General features: G+C 44.3%; 16 protein-coding genes. 10 read left to right on the top strand and 6 right to left on the bottom strand.

Features of this window, described 5'->3' with window-relative positions; all coding sequences use genetic code 11:
- The first annotated feature begins 229 nt into the window (after positions 1-229).
- On the top strand, positions 230-703 hold the full coding sequence (locus MHZ92_RS19980; protein ID WP_239433471.1) for a DUF4064 domain-containing protein: 474 nt from the start codon (positions 230-232) through the stop codon (positions 701-703).
- Positions 704-749: 46 nt separating this feature from the next.
- Here MHZ92_RS19980 and MHZ92_RS19975 read toward each other — a convergent pair whose 3' ends face one another.
- The gene (locus tag MHZ92_RS19975) at positions 750-1,235 is read right to left on the bottom strand and encodes a GNAT family N-acetyltransferase (protein ID WP_239433470.1); all 486 of its coding nucleotides are present in this window, start codon (positions 1,233-1,235) and stop codon (positions 750-752) included.
- Between the two features lie 299 nt (positions 1,236-1,534).
- Between MHZ92_RS19975 and MHZ92_RS19970 the strand changes: the two genes are divergently transcribed.
- The 3 genes from MHZ92_RS19970 (at position 1,535) to MHZ92_RS19960 (ending at position 3,107) form a co-directional block, all read left to right on the top strand.
- Positions 1,535-1,879, top strand: a complete 345-nt coding sequence (locus tag MHZ92_RS19970; protein WP_239433469.1) for a hypothetical protein — start codon at positions 1,535-1,537, stop codon at positions 1,877-1,879.
- A gap of 136 nt (positions 1,880-2,015) precedes the next feature.
- The gene (gene yidC / locus MHZ92_RS19965) at positions 2,016-2,801 is read left to right on the top strand and encodes a membrane protein insertase YidC (RefSeq protein WP_239433468.1); all 786 of its coding nucleotides are present in this window, start codon (positions 2,016-2,018) and stop codon (positions 2,799-2,801) included.
- A gap of 57 nt (positions 2,802-2,858) precedes the next feature.
- The gene (locus MHZ92_RS19960) at positions 2,859-3,107 is read left to right on the top strand and encodes a hypothetical protein (protein ID WP_239433467.1); all 249 of its coding nucleotides are present in this window, start codon (positions 2,859-2,861) and stop codon (positions 3,105-3,107) included.
- A 44-nt stretch (positions 3,108-3,151) separates the two neighbouring features.
- On the opposite strand, the gene MHZ92_RS19955 is transcribed toward MHZ92_RS19960, so the two are convergent.
- The gene (locus tag MHZ92_RS19955) at positions 3,152-4,306 is read right to left on the bottom strand and encodes an MFS transporter (RefSeq protein ID WP_239433466.1); all 1,155 of its coding nucleotides are present in this window, start codon (positions 4,304-4,306) and stop codon (positions 3,152-3,154) included.
- 138 nt (positions 4,307-4,444) lie between these two features.
- Between MHZ92_RS19955 and MHZ92_RS19950 the strand changes: the two genes are divergently transcribed.
- Positions 4,445-5,410 carry a M15 family metallopeptidase gene (locus tag MHZ92_RS19950; RefSeq protein ID WP_239433465.1) on the top strand — a complete coding sequence of 322 codons (966 nt, stop codon included), beginning with the start codon at positions 4,445-4,447 and terminating at the stop codon, positions 5,408-5,410.
- Positions 5,411-5,469: 59 nt separating this feature from the next.
- Here MHZ92_RS19950 and cls read toward each other — a convergent pair whose 3' ends face one another.
- Positions 5,470-6,921, bottom strand: coding sequence for a cardiolipin synthase (gene cls, locus MHZ92_RS19945; RefSeq protein WP_239433464.1), 1,452 nt, complete (start codon positions 6,919-6,921; stop codon positions 5,470-5,472).
- A 273-nt stretch (positions 6,922-7,194) separates the two neighbouring features.
- Between cls and MHZ92_RS19940 the strand changes: the two genes are divergently transcribed.
- Positions 7,195-8,523: an L-cystine transporter gene (locus tag MHZ92_RS19940; RefSeq protein ID WP_255723671.1), complete on the top strand. Its 1,329-nt coding sequence runs from the start codon at positions 7,195-7,197 to the stop codon at positions 8,521-8,523.
- A gap of 39 nt (positions 8,524-8,562) precedes the next feature.
- On the opposite strand, the gene MHZ92_RS19935 is transcribed toward MHZ92_RS19940, so the two are convergent.
- Together MHZ92_RS19935 and MHZ92_RS19930 are read right to left on the bottom strand one after the other, a co-directional pair.
- A complete protein-coding gene (locus MHZ92_RS19935) occupies positions 8,563-8,988 on the bottom strand; it encodes a hypothetical protein (protein ID WP_239433462.1) in 426 nt (141 codons plus the stop codon).
- Positions 8,989-9,044: 56 nt separating this feature from the next.
- On the bottom strand, positions 9,045-10,286 hold the full coding sequence (locus tag MHZ92_RS19930; RefSeq protein WP_239433461.1) for a helix-turn-helix domain-containing protein: 1,242 nt from the start codon (positions 10,284-10,286) through the stop codon (positions 9,045-9,047).
- Positions 10,287-10,393: 107 nt separating this feature from the next.
- Here MHZ92_RS19930 and MHZ92_RS19925 point away from each other — a divergent pair, with 107 nt between their 5' ends.
- The 4 genes from MHZ92_RS19925 to MHZ92_RS19910 all read left to right on the top strand — a co-directional run bounded on the left by MHZ92_RS19925 (position 10,394) and on the right by MHZ92_RS19910 (position 15,794).
- The gene (locus tag MHZ92_RS19925; RefSeq protein WP_239433460.1) at positions 10,394-11,692 is read left to right on the top strand and encodes an MFS transporter; all 1,299 of its coding nucleotides are present in this window, start codon (positions 10,394-10,396) and stop codon (positions 11,690-11,692) included.
- Between the two features lie 21 nt (positions 11,693-11,713).
- On the top strand, positions 11,714-12,976 hold the full coding sequence (locus MHZ92_RS19920; protein ID WP_239433459.1) for a S41 family peptidase: 1,263 nt from the start codon (positions 11,714-11,716) through the stop codon (positions 12,974-12,976).
- Between the two features lie 69 nt (positions 12,977-13,045).
- Positions 13,046-14,437 carry a TldD/PmbA family protein gene (locus tag MHZ92_RS19915; protein WP_239433458.1) on the top strand — a complete coding sequence of 464 codons (1,392 nt, stop codon included), beginning with the start codon at positions 13,046-13,048 and terminating at the stop codon, positions 14,435-14,437.
- 4 nt (positions 14,438-14,441) lie between these two features.
- Positions 14,442-15,794: a TldD/PmbA family protein gene (locus tag MHZ92_RS19910; RefSeq protein WP_239433457.1), complete on the top strand. Its 1,353-nt coding sequence runs from the start codon at positions 14,442-14,444 to the stop codon at positions 15,792-15,794.
- A gap of 51 nt (positions 15,795-15,845) precedes the next feature.
- Here MHZ92_RS19910 and MHZ92_RS19905 read toward each other — a convergent pair whose 3' ends face one another.
- Positions 15,846-17,006 carry an MFS transporter gene (locus tag MHZ92_RS19905; protein ID WP_239433456.1) on the bottom strand — a complete coding sequence of 387 codons (1,161 nt, stop codon included), beginning with the start codon at positions 17,004-17,006 and terminating at the stop codon, positions 15,846-15,848.
- Positions 17,007-17,028 lie beyond the last annotated feature (22 nt).

The raw sequence follows: 17,028 nt of genomic DNA, 5'->3' as shown, positions 1-17,028 counted from the left end.
CGCCTGCGACAGTGTAAAGCATGTCTGTTGATGTGAATATTACTTTCTCTCTCATATCTCATGCTCTCCTTTCCGCTTCTTGATGTAAATCCTTAATAATCTGACTATACCCGCAATCGACATTCCCAAAACTTCCCTAAAAAAGTTATGGATAAAAACGAAACTTATTGTTTCATCTCTCGTATACTTGATATGATAGAAAAAACCATAGTTAGAAAGGGTGCTTTACTTGAATCGCACAGCGGAAAAGGTATTATCAATCATTGCAGTCGTCTTGACAGCAATTGGAACAGTATTTGGATTTATAGGTTTAGCCATTTTTAATCTCATGAAAAACGATCCGATGTTCAAAGCGGAATTTGAAGCGGAAATGATGGCTGATCCGACGTTGACTCAGGCTGACGTCGAAATGTTTTATACAGTATTCAACGTCTTTGGCGGCTTCTTATGGCTCATCATCATTGGAATGATCATTAGCATCGTCCTCAATATCGTTGGAATCGTCAACATTTGGAAAAACAAAAATGCAAAACTAGCGGGGATCATGTTCATCATCGCGGGTGTCCTAGGCGGCATTCTTTCATTGTCATCGATCCTACTATACGTTGCAGCAATCCTTTGCTTCACGAAAAAACCACCGTTGCAAGACGATATGCTTTACGCAAATCAATCGCACGAAGACAGCACAATGAGACCGTTATAAAAATATGTAAAAAGACGCTCTCCAAGTTCGGAGGGCGTCTTTCTTATTAAGCCAATACCGGCTCGTGAATGTAGTAGACATACTGGGCGGTTTCGACGGGATATCCTTCAAAATATTCCTCGAACACTTCCAGCAATTCAAAGCCTTGCTTTTCATAGAACGCCCGTCCAGCCGTATTCCGGCTATCGACATAAACGAAAAGCTGTTTGGCGTTTCGAAGCATGCTAAGCGTCGTATCAAATAATTTCTTGCCATAACCTGATTGCTGATAAGAAGGCAGGATGTACATGGCTGTCAATTCCGAATCGCCGTCCTCATCCTCTTTCGTGAAGTTCAGAAAGCCTATCGGGGTTCCTTCGTCACATTCAGCGATTAGCACATGAGTCTTTTCCATCCGCTTCATCATCATGGCGTCAGAATAGGAGCGGTTGATAAAAGCTGTCTGAATGTTTTCAGGAAGTATCCCTGCATATGTATCATTCCACGTAACGTGGGCAATGTGTTGTATATAGGCAATATCCTCGTTAGTCATCGGTCTAATCATGACGAATCACCTCCGGATTCCTTTTTATTATGATAACAAAAAAACAGCTGAGAAACTATGCTTGTCATCATAATGAAATATTAAAAATTAAATTATCTAAAAATTTGCGATTTTGACAAGGTAGTGGACTGAATTGTTTGAAATGCGTACGTTGATATGAGATGCTAAGAACAAGAAAAACAATCCAACCGTCACTTCGATAGAGGTGAAGGAAAGTTTTTAAAAAGAAGATGAGGGTATACTATACGTACAAGACGATTTTTTAAATTACTGGAGGAATGATAAGTATGGCACGTAAAAGCGGAAATGGATTACTTCTTGCTACATTGGCTGCAGGTGCATACGCATATTTCAGCAAAAAAGAAAACCGCGACAAAGCGATGGTAGCGGTCAATAATATGAAAACGAAAGTCGATTCCTTTATTCAATCGCAAAAATTGAACCGTTCCGATGCTACGAAAGCCGGTCATTCGGATCCTTACGACTTGCAGGATAATAAAATGGTCAGTGAAGGCGCACAAACGAGTGTCCATTACTACAACCAAGAGGTCGAAGATAAATCGAAGGAGTCCAACGTAGATGGTCTCTACCACAAAAAGGAAGACCCAGGCCAAGCCCCTCAAAACCAATAACCAATTCGCTTCCAATCTGGAGGCGTTTTTTTTTGAACATTTTTCGATAAATGGGAGAAATCACGAACATTGATTGTACTTACACCGTGAAGTGATGTATACTTTTCAGTAGTTTGAAATAGTGAAGGTGAATTTATTGAAAAAGAAACTTGGTTTTTTCACGATATTGATAACCGCTGCCGTTTTTCTAAGCGGTTGCGCTGGAGTCGAGAATAAAGAAGGAACGTTCTATAATATTTTTGTTAAACCGATGGAATGGCTGCTTCATTACTTAGGAGACTCCTTTAACGGAAGCTATGGCCTAGCGATTATTCTTATCACAGTTGCCATCCGTGTAGTTCTCATGCCGCTTATGTTGAAAAACTATAAGGCGCAACAAGAGATGAAGGTCAAAATGGATGCTCTCCGTCCGGAAATGGAAGATATCCAGAAACGTTTGAAAGAAGCGAGAGAAAAGGAAGATAAGGAAGAGCAAGTGAAGCTCCAACAGGAAATGATGGGCTTGTATTCCAAGCATGGCGTCAATCCGTTGAACATGGGCTGTCTGCCGTTAATTATCCAGATGCCGATCATCATGGGTCTTTATTTTGCAATCCTTTACGCTCCACCGGAAGTGAAGGAGCACCAATTCCTTTGGTTCAAGTTGGGCGAACCGGATATCATCATGATGCTCGTCGCAGGTGCGGTCTACTTTGTCCAAGCACGCGTATCGCTATGGACGATGCCTGAACAGCAAAAACAGCAGATGAAAATTTTCATTTATATGTCACCGATTATGATCATGTTCATTTCCTTTACAGTAATGGCTGCACTTCCGCTTTATTGGGCGGTAGGTGGAATCTTGCTGATCTTCCAAACCTATTTGGGCCGGAAGTTCTATTATAAGGAAGTCGAACCGGCTCCACAAACAAAGAAAGATTGAACTGAGTCATATTTTAGGCTGGAGAGCAATCTCCGGCCTTTTTTGGAGGGATTTAACATGAAGTTTAGCAAAGGAACCGTCATTGGCGTTGTGCTGTTAGGGGTCGTGACGTTGTTTTTTGTAGTCAGAGGGCAATTGGATTTAGCGATTCTGACGATGATGGCCCTTTTTACTTTGTCGAACGCTTCCAGGGCGAAATCGTTCAAGGAACAAGGGTTTGACAGGGAGTCCAAATGGATGCGCTATTTGTCCATCCTATTCGCCATTTCGTTCTTCGTTGTGTTGTTTCTTATTCTGTTCAAATAAAAAAACGTCCTCCGGAAACGATTTTCTCCGAAGAACGTCAAACATTAATAGGCATACCGTTTTCGAGTTGCTAGGACAATAATGATAGCGGGAATCGAGCAAATTGTCATTCCTAAAAATGCGGTTCCTGGTGAGATTTCGTAAAGGAATCCTGCAGGGAACGTCAAGATCGCAACGCTTAAACTCATCGCGAAGGCAGCGTAAAACCCTTGGGCCGCAGCAATCTGCGAATTCGGAAGCTTATTCGATATGTATTGGATGAACGCATAATGGGCAATTCCGAACGAAGCGGCATGCAAAGCTTGAGTTGCGATGAACATGATGGCATTCGGGAAAAGGAAGACGAGTACCCACCGTAACGTTGATCCGATTCCAGCAATCAGGAACATCGTCGATATCCGCATACCGGCCAATAAGCGATCCGCCTTTGCGAAAAAAAGGATTTCGAATAGAATTGCGATATTTAAAATGACACCGATATAAAACCCATTGACGTTCAGGTCATTGAGGAAAAGGAAGCCGTAATTGTAATACGATGCATGCGCGCCTTGCAGCAAGATCGCAAGTACCATGACGACAGGAAAACCTTTTGTAGCAAATAACATCTTCAACCCGGTTTTCAGATCACGCGAGTTTTTCTTATCGGGCATGCTTTGTAAAACTGCAGGTGCAGGTTGGGAATAAATGACGACAGCGATGGCGAGCCCGGCAATCATCATGTAAAGAATCGCTTGTTCATTCCAAATCGCTGTTGCGGTGCCGACGAGCAAGAGAGCAACCGTATACCCGATTGATCCGAACGATCGGCTTTTTCCATAATGGACACGCTCTTTTTTCATCAAAACGGATGCCCCGCTTTCAACAGCAGGCAAGATGATCGGATAAACAGCGCTAAATAATACTGTAATGATGAATAACGCAACGAATGGCGACTCAGGGATATAAAGGACGGCCAGTAGCAGCGAAACGATTGTTGTCCATTTGAGGACACGGCTATACGATGTCCTTTCCGTCAAATACGGAAAGACGAGAAACGTGGAAAACGATCGGGCGACCATCCCGGTACCCATAATAATGCTGGCGGTCTTCACGGTTAACCCCTTTTCGATCGTCAACCAGCCTGTCCAATAAGGGGTAAAGACACCCCATGTGAAGAAAAATATAAAAAAACTAAGCGAAAGCCAGCGTTGATTATTCATGGATACTCCTCACATTCATGTAAATACACTTTTGAAAGTAAATAATAGCATACAAGGACTGGAAAGAACATCGTCATTTGGCGATTTAATCTTATTAATAATTAAGAGATACCTAGAGTAGAAGGAAGGCCAACAAAGATGAAGCGGAAACGAAGTACATATAAGAGCAAGAAAAGCACAGGTAAAGCGTTGACAATAACGCTGCTGCTAACAGGATTACTCATGACAGCGATTGTCGTCTGGATCGGTATGAATGACTGGGATGTATCGAAGACATTGAGACAAGTAGATATTGGCAAAACGGAGGAACCGTTGCCGGAACAGCAAGAAATCGAGCCTGAGGACGTTGACGAAACGGAAACGCCTGAGGAAGAACGTGAAGCGGAAGAAGAAACACCTCCTGTCGAGGAAGAACCAGTTGAAGAAGAGCCGCCTGCAAAAGTGGAGGAGACAGAAAAGAAGTCGGAGCAACAAACGGCTCCCGAAAAGCCAGCTAAAGTCGAGGAGAAGCCAAAGGTGACGAATCAACCACAGACAAGCCCGAATAAGAGCGGCTATATCGAAGGTCAGAAGCTTCCGGATGAACCGACATACATTAATGGCATCCTCATCGCAAATAAGAAATATCCTTTGCCGAGCACTTACGCTCCCGGTGAAAATAAAGAGGCGAGGGAAGCATTCGAGGAAATGGCGGCGGAAGCTAAATTGTCCGGCTTCAATCTAACCGCCTTCAGCACTTACCGTTCATTTGAATACCAAACGTCGCTCTATAACCGCTACGTCAGTAGAGACGGCGTTGAGAAAGCGGATCGTTATAGTGCACGCCCGGGCTATTCCGAGCACCAAACCGGTCTTGCATTCGATATTGGGGAAGTGAACTACGAAAAATATTGGGCATCGAACAAGTTCGGGGAGACCGAGGCAGGCAAATGGGTCGCGGCAAACGCCTATCGCTACGGCTTCATCCTCCGATACCCGAACGGTAAAGAAGAGATTACGGGCTACATGCATGAATCATGGCATTTCCGTTATCTAGGAAAAGAAATCGCCGAAGAAATCTTCAAACGCAACATCACCCTTGAAGAATACCTCGGCATAGAATGAATAAATCCTCTTCCATCCTGACATCATGGATGGAAGAGGATTTTTTATTGTAGGCTGGATTATAAAAGAGGAGACAACAATCTTGAAATCGATTCTTTGATTTTGATCCAACGCGTCCGATTTTGATACATCTCATACGTCAGCTCCGTCGATAATTGCATATCTTGCTCGAATAATTCCGCGAGTTCATGAGACTTCTCGCGATCGTAAATAAATGCATTTACTTCGAAGTTGAGTTTAAAGCTCCGTACGTCGATGTTCGCCGTTCCGACGGTGGATACTTCGTCATCTACGACAATTTTTTTTGCATGGAGGAAGCCGTTTTCGTAAATATACACTTTTGCTCCTGCTTTCAACAGCTTTCCGATATTGGAGTACGTTGCCCAGTACACAAACAAATGGTCCGGCTTGTTTGGAATCATAATCCGAACATCGACTCCCGAAAGACAAGCGATTCGTATGGCATCAAGGAAACTAACGTCCGGAATGAAGTATGGCGTCTGAATGTAAATATATTCCTTCGCCAAAAAAATCATCTTCAAGTAACCGTCTTTGATCTGCTCCCACTCGGCATCCGGGCCGCTTGATACGATTTGCAATCCGACCGATCCTTTCCGTGGAATCGCAGGGAAATAGCGTTCGGCGTATTCGATGTCTTCCATATCAGTCGCTTGGTTCCAGTCAAGGATGAACCGTGTTTGCAACGGATGGAGCGCACTGCCTTCAATGCGAAGATGCGTGTCACGCCAATAGCCGAATTTTTTATTCAACCCTAAATATTCGTCGCCGACGTTAAATCCACCGACGTAGCCGACACGTCCGTCAATGACAACAATTTTCCGGTGATTCCGGTAGTTGAGACGTGGATTGATGAGAGGGAGGATGGCGGGGAAGAAAGCCGCTACTTCACCACCGCAATCAATTAATTCCTTCAAATGTTTCACCCGGAGTCCACGGGACCCGATATCGTCGAACAGGACCCGGACTTTAACGCCTTGTTTCGCCTTTTTGATCAATACGTCCAATATCCGTTTACCTAATGAGTCCAACCGCAAAATATAATATTGAAAGTGGATATGGTCTTTGGCGTTTTCAAGGTCGTGCAGCAACGCTTCGAATTTCGCAACGCCATCATTGAAAATTTGAACGTCATTATCTTGTGTCAATACTGCGTGGTTATTTCGGAGATGAAGGTAAATCATATCTTTGTAGTGCTCGGTATCGGCCAATCTGAAATCGAACGTCCCTTTCTCGATCGCCTCAATTTGATAATCAATCAATGTCTCAATGCCGATTCGGTCTTTCCATTCCCATCTGAACAAATGCTTCTGCCGCAATTGCCGGCCGAATAGTAAATAAATGAAAAAGCCGAATAAAGGCACGAAGAATAGAACGAGAATCCACGCCCATGTTGCGGTGGGATCCCTTCTTTCGAGGAAGATGAGGGCAATCGCAAGGAATATGTTCAAAATAAAAATGGCTGTTACCATCAGCGTAATTAAATTGGCCATATACGCCCTCCTTTAGTGACTGCTGTCTTATTAGTATACCGAAAAGTTTATGAAAAAGAATGGAAAATCACCCTGAAAAATCTTTTGCATCCTTCTGAGGGACAATTTTCCTTTAGCGCAATTCTCCTAAAGTCATTTATTCCTAGTTGACTGGTTAGTTTTTAGGGTATATATTCTTTTAGTACTTTTAATAAAGGAGGAAAAGTAGTGGACACAGTACTGTTACTTGTTAATATATTTGCATTATTACTGTTGATCGGTATTCTCTATACTATGCATCGGAAGAAGGTTTCGTTTTCCAAAAGGGTGTTTGCAGGTCTCGGTCTTGGGATTCTGTTCGGATTCATCTTGAATGTAGCATACGGTGCTGACTCGGAAGTGCTTGCACAAACTGTGCCTTGGTTTAACATCGTCGGGACAGGCTATGTCAAGCTGCTTCAAATGATTGTTATACCGCTTGTTTTCATTTCAATTCTTGGTGCTTTTACGAAAGTGACGATTGGCAAGAATTTCGGGAAAATGGCGGGAATGATTTTAGGAATTCTTGTCGGAACGACTGCTATAGCAGCCATCATCGGCATTTCGGCAACACTGCTATTTAACTTGGACGCATCAGAAATCGTCCAAGGGGAAGCGGAAATTGAGCGCGGTGCTTCCATTGAAGAACGTTCTGCGGGAATCGAAGACCGGACGTTGCCGGATCAAATCTTGGATCTATTGCCTGCCAATCCATTCCTTGACTTTACGGGCGCCCGTCCCACTTCGACAATCGGTGTCGTCATCTTCGCAGCGTTTCTCGGATTTTCGTATTTAGCGTTGACTAGACGGGATGAAAAGAATGCGGAATTGGTGAAGAAGGGAATCGACGCTATTTATTCATTAGTAATGGGCGTCGTTCGAATCGTTTTACGCTTAACGCCGTACGGAATTTTGGCGATTATCGCGAGAACGGTGGCAACATCGGATTTTGGAGCGATTTATAGCCTCGGGAAATTTGTTCTGGCGTCGTATGTCGCATTGCTTGTCATGTTCGTCATCCATTTGGCCATCGTCTCCATTTCGGGACTGAATCCAATTACGTATGTGAAGAAGACGGCGGAAGCTTTGCTGTTCGCGTTTTCTTCTAGATCGAGTGCAGGTGCTTTACCCCTAAACATTAAAACACAAACGGATCGTCTCGGCGTTCCGGACGGAATTGCAAACTTTGCAGGATCTTTCGGATTGTCAATCGGACAGAATGGCTGTGCAGGCGTGTATCCGGCTATGCTCGCTGTCATGATTGCGCCTACTGTCGGTCAAAATCCGCTGGAGCCGACATTCCTTATTACATTGATTGTTATTGTGGCGATTAGCTCGTTCGGGGTTGCGGGAGTCGGCGGTGGCGCAACATTTGCTGCAATCCTTGTTCTTTCAGCGTTGAATCTTCCGGTCGCATTGGCGGGTCTATTGATTTCAGTAGAGCCGTTGATCGATATGGGACGTACGGCATTGAACGTGAGCGGATCAATGACAGCGGGTGTAACAACTGCACGCATGAGCGGTGAGTTGGATAAAGATGTATATAACGGTTCAATCGAGCATCAGTCGATCGATGCTACATGATTGAATAAACCGCGTAAGCCATTGCGCTTTCGCGGTTTTTTATTCCTTAGATTTCAGTAATTGAATTTCCCCTGAATCAGATATGAGCTCAAAATTATAATTTCCGTACCCTGTCAGCTTGACTGGAGTTTTTGAATCGAGTTGGACGGTCGAATGATTAGGTGAGGTAATCAAGGAGACTTCCAATAACATGTCCTTAGTTACATCCACCTCTTCTGGGAGGAATTCAAACACCATCGATTCTCCCTTTTTCATCTTGGAACCGTCTGCATCTACTCCTCCTTGCGTGCCCTTTATTTCTCCGTCCTGATGCCAACTGATCTCCATTCCGTACATTGTTGCATTTGTATTATTCGTAATATGCAACTGTACAGAATTAGCAGCTTGTGGAGTGGAACTGTTAGAACAAGCTGCCAATAAAAGAGACATCATGCATGCAATTGCTAATGCCGTTTTCATTTTCATAAAAACACACCCCCGTTATACATATGAACGAGAATGTGTAAGAAAAGTTTCTGAATTCAACTATTTTGAATCAATTCATACGTATCCATAATGAAGTCTTTATAGGGGGTCCGAGGCATCGGAGTAATATTTTCAACTGCTTTATCAATGGCTTCAACCGCTTTGTCTTCTTCGCCTAATGCTAAGTGGCACAATGCTGTGTACGCATCCTTTTCGTAAAAAATGGACAAATCGAATGGATGGTGAACATAGTCTGCGATTGTGACACTTTGGAAACATTCAATTGCTTCCTCGTATTTTTCCAATCCATATAGCACTTTCCCTTTTTCCATATAGAAGTAGGGGGTCTGGTAGTTGGCAAGTTCATTTTCATTTGTAAAGCTATTGATTAGATCCAATGCTTCCTCATACGATTTTTTATAGGAGGTTAAATAATGGGTCCGTACGTAAGTAGGGAAGTAAACAGCTTCTTCATCATCCGCAAATTCACCATATAACTCAATCTTCCGCACATAATATTTCATGGCCTCCTCGTCGCCTGTCATCATTGCATGAAAAACGGCCAAGCGATATAGATGATCAATGCGATAAAAAACTTGCTTCTCCTTCGAAAACTCAATTCCATTATTCATGACACGAATTGCCTCTTTTGCATCCCCAACAGCATAATGGAGGGCAGCTTCCATATAATCAAAATCAAGCCGGGTCATCGGATCAATGAATACATTCCGCGCTTCGATATCCGACCTCTCCTTCAACAGGGTAGCAAGAGCACTTTCGTAATTATGCTCTGTAAATTTCACCAAAGACCTGAAAATTCCTATTGCGGAACGGCGAGGAATAATATTCAATTGGTCGTAAATTTGTGCCGCCTTATCGGAATACTCCTGCCAACCTTCCTTCTTTTCTACATGAAGACTGCGGCTATAGATTTCCAACAGACGGGCAGCTTCGTAGCCTTGTGTCAAGCTGTCAGCATACGGGTCTATTAAAGCGATAATTTGCTGATACTCGTCCGTTAACTTATCAAATTCCGTATTGTATAGTTTCTCCGTCTTCTCCAAAACTTCCCGCAATTCTTGTGTACTCACTTCCTCCAATAGCTCGGACACTTCCACGCCGAGACGTTCCGCGATATACGATAAGCTCTCCATCGATGGATTCGCTTTATTGTTCTCGATTAAACTGAGCATTCCCTTTGTCAGTTGGTCTCCCGCCAATGTTTCCAATGTCATCTTTCGCTGTTTTCGCAACGACCTGATCCGTTCACCTAAAGTATGCAGCAGGAACACCTCCATCTAATTTTGTATATAGTTTAATTATATTAAACTTTCTCTTGCAATGGAAGAGGGTGCGTGTTATTATTTGTTTAATTAAATTAAACTTCCTGAATGGAGCGATTATTTTGAGTGAAGCAATAAAATTAAAAAGGGCAACTTATCACCTATGGACGTTCACAATTAGCAAGATTATTTCATCGTTCGGCGCGCAAGTGTACGCCTTTGCGATCAGCTTTTACATTTTGCAGTTGACGGGGTCTGCGACGAGTTTTGCGACGAACCTCATTTGCAGCATTTTGCCAAGGACGTTAGTAGCCCCGTTTGCTGGTTATGTCGCAGATAGGTATTCACGCAAGACGATTGTTATTACGGCGCAGATTGCTACGTCATTGGCAATCGGTGGCCTTCTCGCTGTCAGCTTGACTTCAGGCATTTCTCTACTAGCGATCTATGCGACGACAGTTATATTGTCACTTACTTCTACTTTTTCGGGTGTAACGTTCAGCTCGTCTATAACAGGTCTTGTCGATGAAGCAAGAATCCAACGGGCGATGTCACTGAATCAAATGTCGATTTCGTTTGCAGCAATCGCCAGTCCTGCGGTAGGGGGCCTGCTCTACGGATACGTTACGTTGCCGGTGTTTCTCATTATGTACATGACTGCCTCTATTATTGCAGTCTTCCTTGAGTCGACGATGGATTTTAAACTATTTGCTAAACGGAAAGAAGTGGTGGAAGGCGAGCAAAAGGAATCGATGCTTCAAAGTATGAAGGCTGGACTTTCCTATTTGAAGCTGCAGCCAATTATAATGGCAATCATCTGGGTCTCGCTCGTCATTAACTTTCTTTTCGGAGCCTTCATGGTCGGCTATTCATTCATTCTAATTGAGAAGATGAAAATGGCCCCTGAACATTTTGGATTCACAGAAGGAGCTTTCGCAGTCGGTATGTTGCTTATGTCTATTTACCTTTCGGTGAAAAAAGAAGTGAAGTTTCCAATGTTAGTAGCGAAGAGGGGAATTCTCGGCATGGCTTTGATTATGGCCGGAATCGGCTTACCTTTGTTTTTTGCAATGCCGTACAATGGGATGTTCGCTTATTATGCGACGTTGATGTTCACCTTCGGGGTAACGCAAATTATCGTCAATACGCCAATGATGGTCATGATGCAAAAGATGATTGACGACGATTATAAGGGACGTGTATTTTCGATTCTTGAAACGATGGCGATGGCATTGATGCCTCTCGGAATGGTGATCTACGGATTTCTGTATGATATTTTACCTGCGCAATGGATCCTTCTCGTCTCTAGTCTATTGCTGATTAGCACAGTTTTCATTATGATCAGACCTTCTGCCATTCGGATGGCGCATCCAGAACTGGATAAAAGAAAAATAATAAAAGCAGAAGCAGTTCAAGAATGAAACTTGTAGGGGGTATTGGGAATGGAAAAAATCTTTACAGAAATTGTTCACATTATGCATAACGACTACGCAGGCTGCAATGATAAACTGGGCTGGGATAGACCGGAGTATTTCCTTCAAAAACTCAGGGGAAATGATCAGCTGTCGCATGAAGAATTCAAGCAAATCGTTGAGGAGTATTTGTTGGACTTTAACGATAAGCATATACATTTTATAGCTGAGAATGTGGGAAGTGAAAAGCCGAAAAACCGAGGATTCAAAGTACGCCGTTTTGAGGATCATCTCTATGTGACGGAGGTAGATTCGGAGGAACGGTTGAAGCCCGGGATGAGCTTCGTATCCATAGGGGGATACAGCATTCCAGAATTGAAGGAACGGCATCACCGACTGTTAAATGAAAATCATCCTGAACGCGAAAATTGGATGCCGATTCTCATGCTCTACAATGAAGGGGAAATTGTAGGTGACAACGGAAGACGGACGATCCCGTTCCGCCTGTATGAGAAGAAGCCGTATATCCCGACCTATTCGGTGGAAGAAAGGGATGGTGTCGCTTTTATTACGATGTCTGACTTTGCGAACCCGGATGCCATTCTGAAAATGCTTGAGGAGCATCAACAGCTGCTTGAGAAGACCGATAAATGGATTATCGACGTTCGTGTGAATTATGGAGGGAGCGATTCGAGCTTTTATCCATTTATTCCGTACTTGATGCCTGAAGAGGGGGTCGAGCTTGCGGATCCGGAGAATAAAATGCTGTTCAATTGTACGGAAGCGAGTACAGATCGAATCCTGTCTGAACTGGAAGAGGCGCTTGCGAGTACGGAAGATGAACAGGCTCGGTGGTTCTTGACTGTCTTCAAGCGGGAGTGGGAGCGGAACCGCGGGAAAGGCTTTGTCGAATTTGACTTTGGTGATCTCGTCAGCGGTACGTTCGTAAAAGGGTCTAAACACCCATCTTCGGTCATCGTCTTGGCGGATGTCTTCTGTGGCAGCTCGGGTGATTCATTCGTCGAAGGCGTTAAAAAGTCGAATAAAGTGACTGTCATCGGCAGAGCGACGATGGGGCTGAACGATTACGCGAATTTGGTGAGCATGAAGTGGGAGGAAGGCTTCGAGCTGATGTATCCGTCTTCACGTCTTTCACGGATCGACAAAGGGGAGGGGATGACGGGCGTCGGTATCACGCCGCATATTCATATCCCTTGGACACCAGAGCATATTGATGAAGATATCGACATAAAGAAGGCTTTTGAGCTTTTACAAGAAACAATATCAAAATGAAACTATTTTCATAGCACGTCGTATACCTATAGATGGAACTATTAGAAAAATAGGAACTGGGGGAAAATTATGCTGAACAAAGCGCTTATTGAAGATGTGTTGCAAGCTGCCCTTGAAACGGGTGGTGATTTTTCGGAAGTGTTTGTGGAGGATCGGTTCACAAACCAAATGGTCTTGCAAAACGCTCGCTTGGAGAAGAATTTGTCTGGCAGGGATTTTGGTGTGGGAATCCGTGTGTTCCATGGGTTGCAAAGTGTTTACGCTTATACGAACGATTCTTCTCGAGAAGGTCTTTTGAAAGCCGCGCGTACAGCTGCAAAAGCCATTCAAGGGAAGCAGGATGGAAAGACGACGATCATTCCGCTTATGAAAGAATCGATCTCGACGCTTCATCCGATAAAAATCATGCCTCATGAAGCAGAAAAATCACGAAAACTTGCGGTCATGCGAAACGCCAATGACATTATGAGAAATTATGACCCGGAAATCGTGCAAGCGATCATTCGTCTCATTGATGAAGAGCAAAACGTCCTCATTGCCAATTCCGAAGGGAAATTTGTGGAGGATCAGCGCGTACGAAGCCGGATGTCCATGGTATCCATCGCTTCAGACGGGGCGGATATGCAGACCGGTTATTATGGTCCTGGCGCCTATCAAGGTTTTGAGTTCATCGAAAATCTCGATCTGAATCATTATGCGAAGGAATCTGCCCGGATGGCTAAAACAATGTTACATGCTGCTCCAGCCCCGAGCGGGAAATTCCCTGTCATTATCGACAACGAATTTGGCGGCGTCATATTCCACGAAGCTTGCGGTCACAGCTTAGAGGCGACATCTGTAGCGAAAAATGCCTCTGTCTTTGCGAATAAATTAGGTGAAAAAGTGGCGTCAGATCTCGTTACATACATTGACGACGGGACGCTTGAAAACGAGTGGGGTTCCATCAATATCGATGATGAAGGTGAAAAATCCCGTAAAAATGTGCTCATTGAAAACGGGATTCTTAAAGGGTACATGATCGATAAATTAAACAGCAGACGGATGGGAATGGAGTCTACAGGCTCAAGCCGCAGACAATCGTATAGATTCGCCCCGACATCCCGGATGACGAATACGTACATCGCTCCAGGAAAATCCACTCCTGAAGAGATCATTGCGGACACGGAATACGGTATTTACGCGAAATACATGGGCGGCGGTTCGGTCAATCCGGGAACGGGAGATTTCAACTTTGCCGTCGATGAGGCGTATTTGGTCAAGAACGGGAAAATTGAGAAGCCGATCCGCGGTGCGACTTTGATTGGGAACGGAGCAACGACGATTTTGAATATCGATCGCGTCGGCAATAATTTAGGCCACGGTGCTGGTATGTGCGGCGCATCAAGCGGCAGTTTACCAGTGAACGTTGGGCAACCGATGGTACGTGTCAGTGAAATTACGGTTGGCGGAAAGGAGGCGTAAAAGAATGAGCATCGAACAATTGAAGGAACAACTGTTTACAGAAGGGGAAAAAGCAGGCTTTACCGATCTAGAACTTTACTATGAGAAAAAAGAGAGCCTTACCGTCGGGGTGTACGAAGGGGAAGTGGATGCGTACGATTTTTCCGATGTTCAAGGTGCAGCTGTGAGAGGATTGTATAATGGAAAAACAGGATACGCTTTTACAGAGAAATTCGACGAGGACTCGGTTTCATTCTTGCTGAAAAATGCGTCGGAGAATGCAGAGCTCAATGAAAATGAACCTGAACAGTTCTTTACGGAAAAGTCCACGTATGAAGATATCAAGTTTTACACACCGGACTTAGAAACGGTCAAGCCGGAAGAAATGATTCAATTCTTACAGGAAGTGGAGAAGAAAATCCTCTCGTTAGATCAGCGAGTAACGAAGGTGACTTCAGCCCAAATGCGAAACCAGAAATGGGAAAATGGCCTATTCCATCATAAAGGGCTTGCGCTAAGGGAAGAGAATAACTCTTTACTATTTTACGTATCTATCCTCGTCCAAGAAAATGGCCCATTGAAATCAGGTACGGTTTTTAGAATTACGAAAGATTTTAAAGAGCTGAATGCTGACGCAATCGCAAAAGAGGTCGTTGAACAAGGGTTAAGCATGTTAGGAGAAAAAAATTATCCGAATAAAACATATCCTGTCGTCTTGAAAAATGAAGCGGCAGCTTCCCTCTTGGCGACGTTCACATCCTCATTTTCGGCTCAGGCTGTGCAGGATAGCCAGTCCCGCTTGAAAGGAAAGTTAGGCGAGAAGATTGCGGCGGATCATGTGACATTGATCGATAATCCATTCCTTCCGGAAGGAATCCGCAGCGCGACGTTCGATTCAGAAGGGGTCCCGACGAGAAAGCACAACGTTGTAGACGGTGGGAAATTACAAACATACTTCCACAACTTGAAAACAGCGAAAAAGGATGGCGTAGAGCCTACCGGCCATGCGCATCGCCAATCCTATCAGGATTCCGTCGGAGTCAGTCCATCTAATTTCTATATAGAACCTGCCAATCAAACGTATGAGCAGCTCTATGAAGGGATTGCAGAAGGCATTATCATTACCGACTTGGCTGGATTGCATTCGGGGGCGAATCCGATTTCGGGCGACTTTTCGCTAGCGGCTGACGGTTATTATGTGAAAGACGGCAAGATTGTCGGACCAACGAAGCAGATGACCGTAGCCGGGAACTTCTTTGAAGTGCTCCAGGACATTGAGAACATTGGAGAAGACTTAGTATTTTCACCGTTTAGTTACAACGGGTATATCGGTTCACCATCCCTGAAGATTAAAGGCTTGGCTATTACGATTGATTAAATAAGAAAAGGCACAACATATTTGCGAAATGAATATGTTGTGCCTTTTATTTTAATTGGAACGTAATGTTTTCGAAGACTTGCGATACATGAAAATGAAGAGGATCGAAATGACTGCAAGCGCAGCGGAAATATAGTAAATTTCGCCTGTCATCCTTGTGAAGAGCCATGTAAACAATAGCGGCCCGATGATGCGACCCATACTGTCCATCGAATAGGTCATGCCGGCTGCTGTTCCATACATCCCTCCGGATTCCTTCGATGTTAATGACACGAGCACTGTCCTTGAAAGTGCGTTGCCCGCTGTGAAGACGCTGAGTGCAACGCCCGCCCAAAACAGGCTGCTTGTGAACGGTATCAAAATCAATCCGATCGCTGTAACGATTTGGCCACCAATGATCCATTTTGTTTCCGACCCGTTTTTCACCCGGCGCACCACACCGCCTTGAATGGCCGCATCAACAAATCCGCTCGCCATGAATAAATAGCCGATTTGCAACGGGGTGATTTCAATCGCGGAAATCTGGAACAATTGGAAGGTCGATTCGATTCCTGCCAATATGAGCGTCACCATGAAAGAAAGCATGAACAAGTTCCGGATCCGGTACTGCCAAAGCATCATACCGCCCTTCGGAAGAAGCGCGCGTTTATTCACCTCGCCAAGACGCTCCGGCTCTTTCAAGATGATTCCTGCATAGATGAGAAGAAGCAACGTTAATACACCGGATGCGATAAATGGAGTTTGCAAGCTAATATCGCCAAGAACACCGCCGATCGCAGGTCCGAAAATGAATCCGAGACCTATCGACATGCCGAGCAAGCCCATATATTTATTCCGATTTTCCTCAGTCGTCATATCCCCGACAAACCCAGTAACCGCCGTATACAAGGCGCCCGAGAAAATTCCACCGACGACACGGGAAAGGTAGAGCATCGTGAGATTATTTATAAAGAAGGCAAACAAGAAAAAGCTTAAACTAAAGCCGATCAGGCCGACTAAGATTAGCTTTTTGCGCCCAGTTCGGTCGGATAACGAACCCCATAGCGGAGCGGTAAAGAAGGAAGCAAGCGAATAAACCGTCAGCAATCCGCCGACGTGAATTTCCGAAAGCTGCTGTTGCACAATGACTTCCGGCAAAACGGGAATGATGATCCCGAATCCGAGATAGACGAAAAATTGCACGGACATTAATAATAATATTGGTTTTTTCATAGGAGAACCTGCTTTCAATGAA

The organism is Sporosarcina sp. ACRSL (assembly GCF_022346605.1).
Classification (GTDB): Bacteria; Bacillota; Bacilli; order Bacillales_A; family Planococcaceae; genus Sporosarcina.
The sequence above is the reverse complement of the archived record's forward strand: the minus strand, read 5'-3'. Positions and strand labels throughout refer to the sequence as shown.

Coding starts and splice junctions, on each gene's coding strand:
- cls (WP_239433464.1), bottom strand. CDS start 6,921: ATGGCCAATTTAATTACGCTGATGGTAACAGCCATTTTTATTTTGAAC.
- MHZ92_RS19960 (WP_239433467.1), top strand. CDS start 2,859: ATGAAGTTTAGCAAAGGAACCGTCATTGGCGTTGTGCTGTTAGGGGTC.
- MHZ92_RS19955 (WP_239433466.1), bottom strand. CDS start 4,306: ATGAATAATCAACGCTGGCTTTCGCTTAGTTTTTTTATATTTTTCTTC.
- MHZ92_RS19910 (WP_239433457.1), top strand. CDS start 14,442: ATGAGCATCGAACAATTGAAGGAACAACTGTTTACAGAAGGGGAAAAA.
- MHZ92_RS19915 (WP_239433458.1), top strand. CDS start 13,046: ATGCTGAACAAAGCGCTTATTGAAGATGTGTTGCAAGCTGCCCTTGAA.
- MHZ92_RS19930 (WP_239433461.1), bottom strand. CDS start 10,286: ATGGAGGTGTTCCTGCTGCATACTTTAGGTGAACGGATCAGGTCGTTG.
- MHZ92_RS19950 (WP_239433465.1), top strand. CDS start 4,445: ATGAAGCGGAAACGAAGTACATATAAGAGCAAGAAAAGCACAGGTAAA.
- MHZ92_RS19920 (WP_239433459.1), top strand. CDS start 11,714: ATGGAAAAAATCTTTACAGAAATTGTTCACATTATGCATAACGACTAC.
- MHZ92_RS19940 (WP_255723671.1), top strand. CDS start 7,195: ATGCATCGGAAGAAGGTTTCGTTTTCCAAAAGGGTGTTTGCAGGTCTC.
- MHZ92_RS19970 (WP_239433469.1), top strand. CDS start 1,535: ATGGCACGTAAAAGCGGAAATGGATTACTTCTTGCTACATTGGCTGCA.
- MHZ92_RS19975 (WP_239433470.1), bottom strand. CDS start 1,235: ATGACTAACGAGGATATTGCCTATATACAACACATTGCCCACGTTACG.
- MHZ92_RS19935 (WP_239433462.1), bottom strand. CDS start 8,988: ATGAAAATGAAAACGGCATTAGCAATTGCATGCATGATGTCTCTTTTA.
- MHZ92_RS19905 (WP_239433456.1), bottom strand. CDS start 17,006: ATGAAAAAACCAATATTATTATTAATGTCCGTGCAATTTTTCGTCTAT.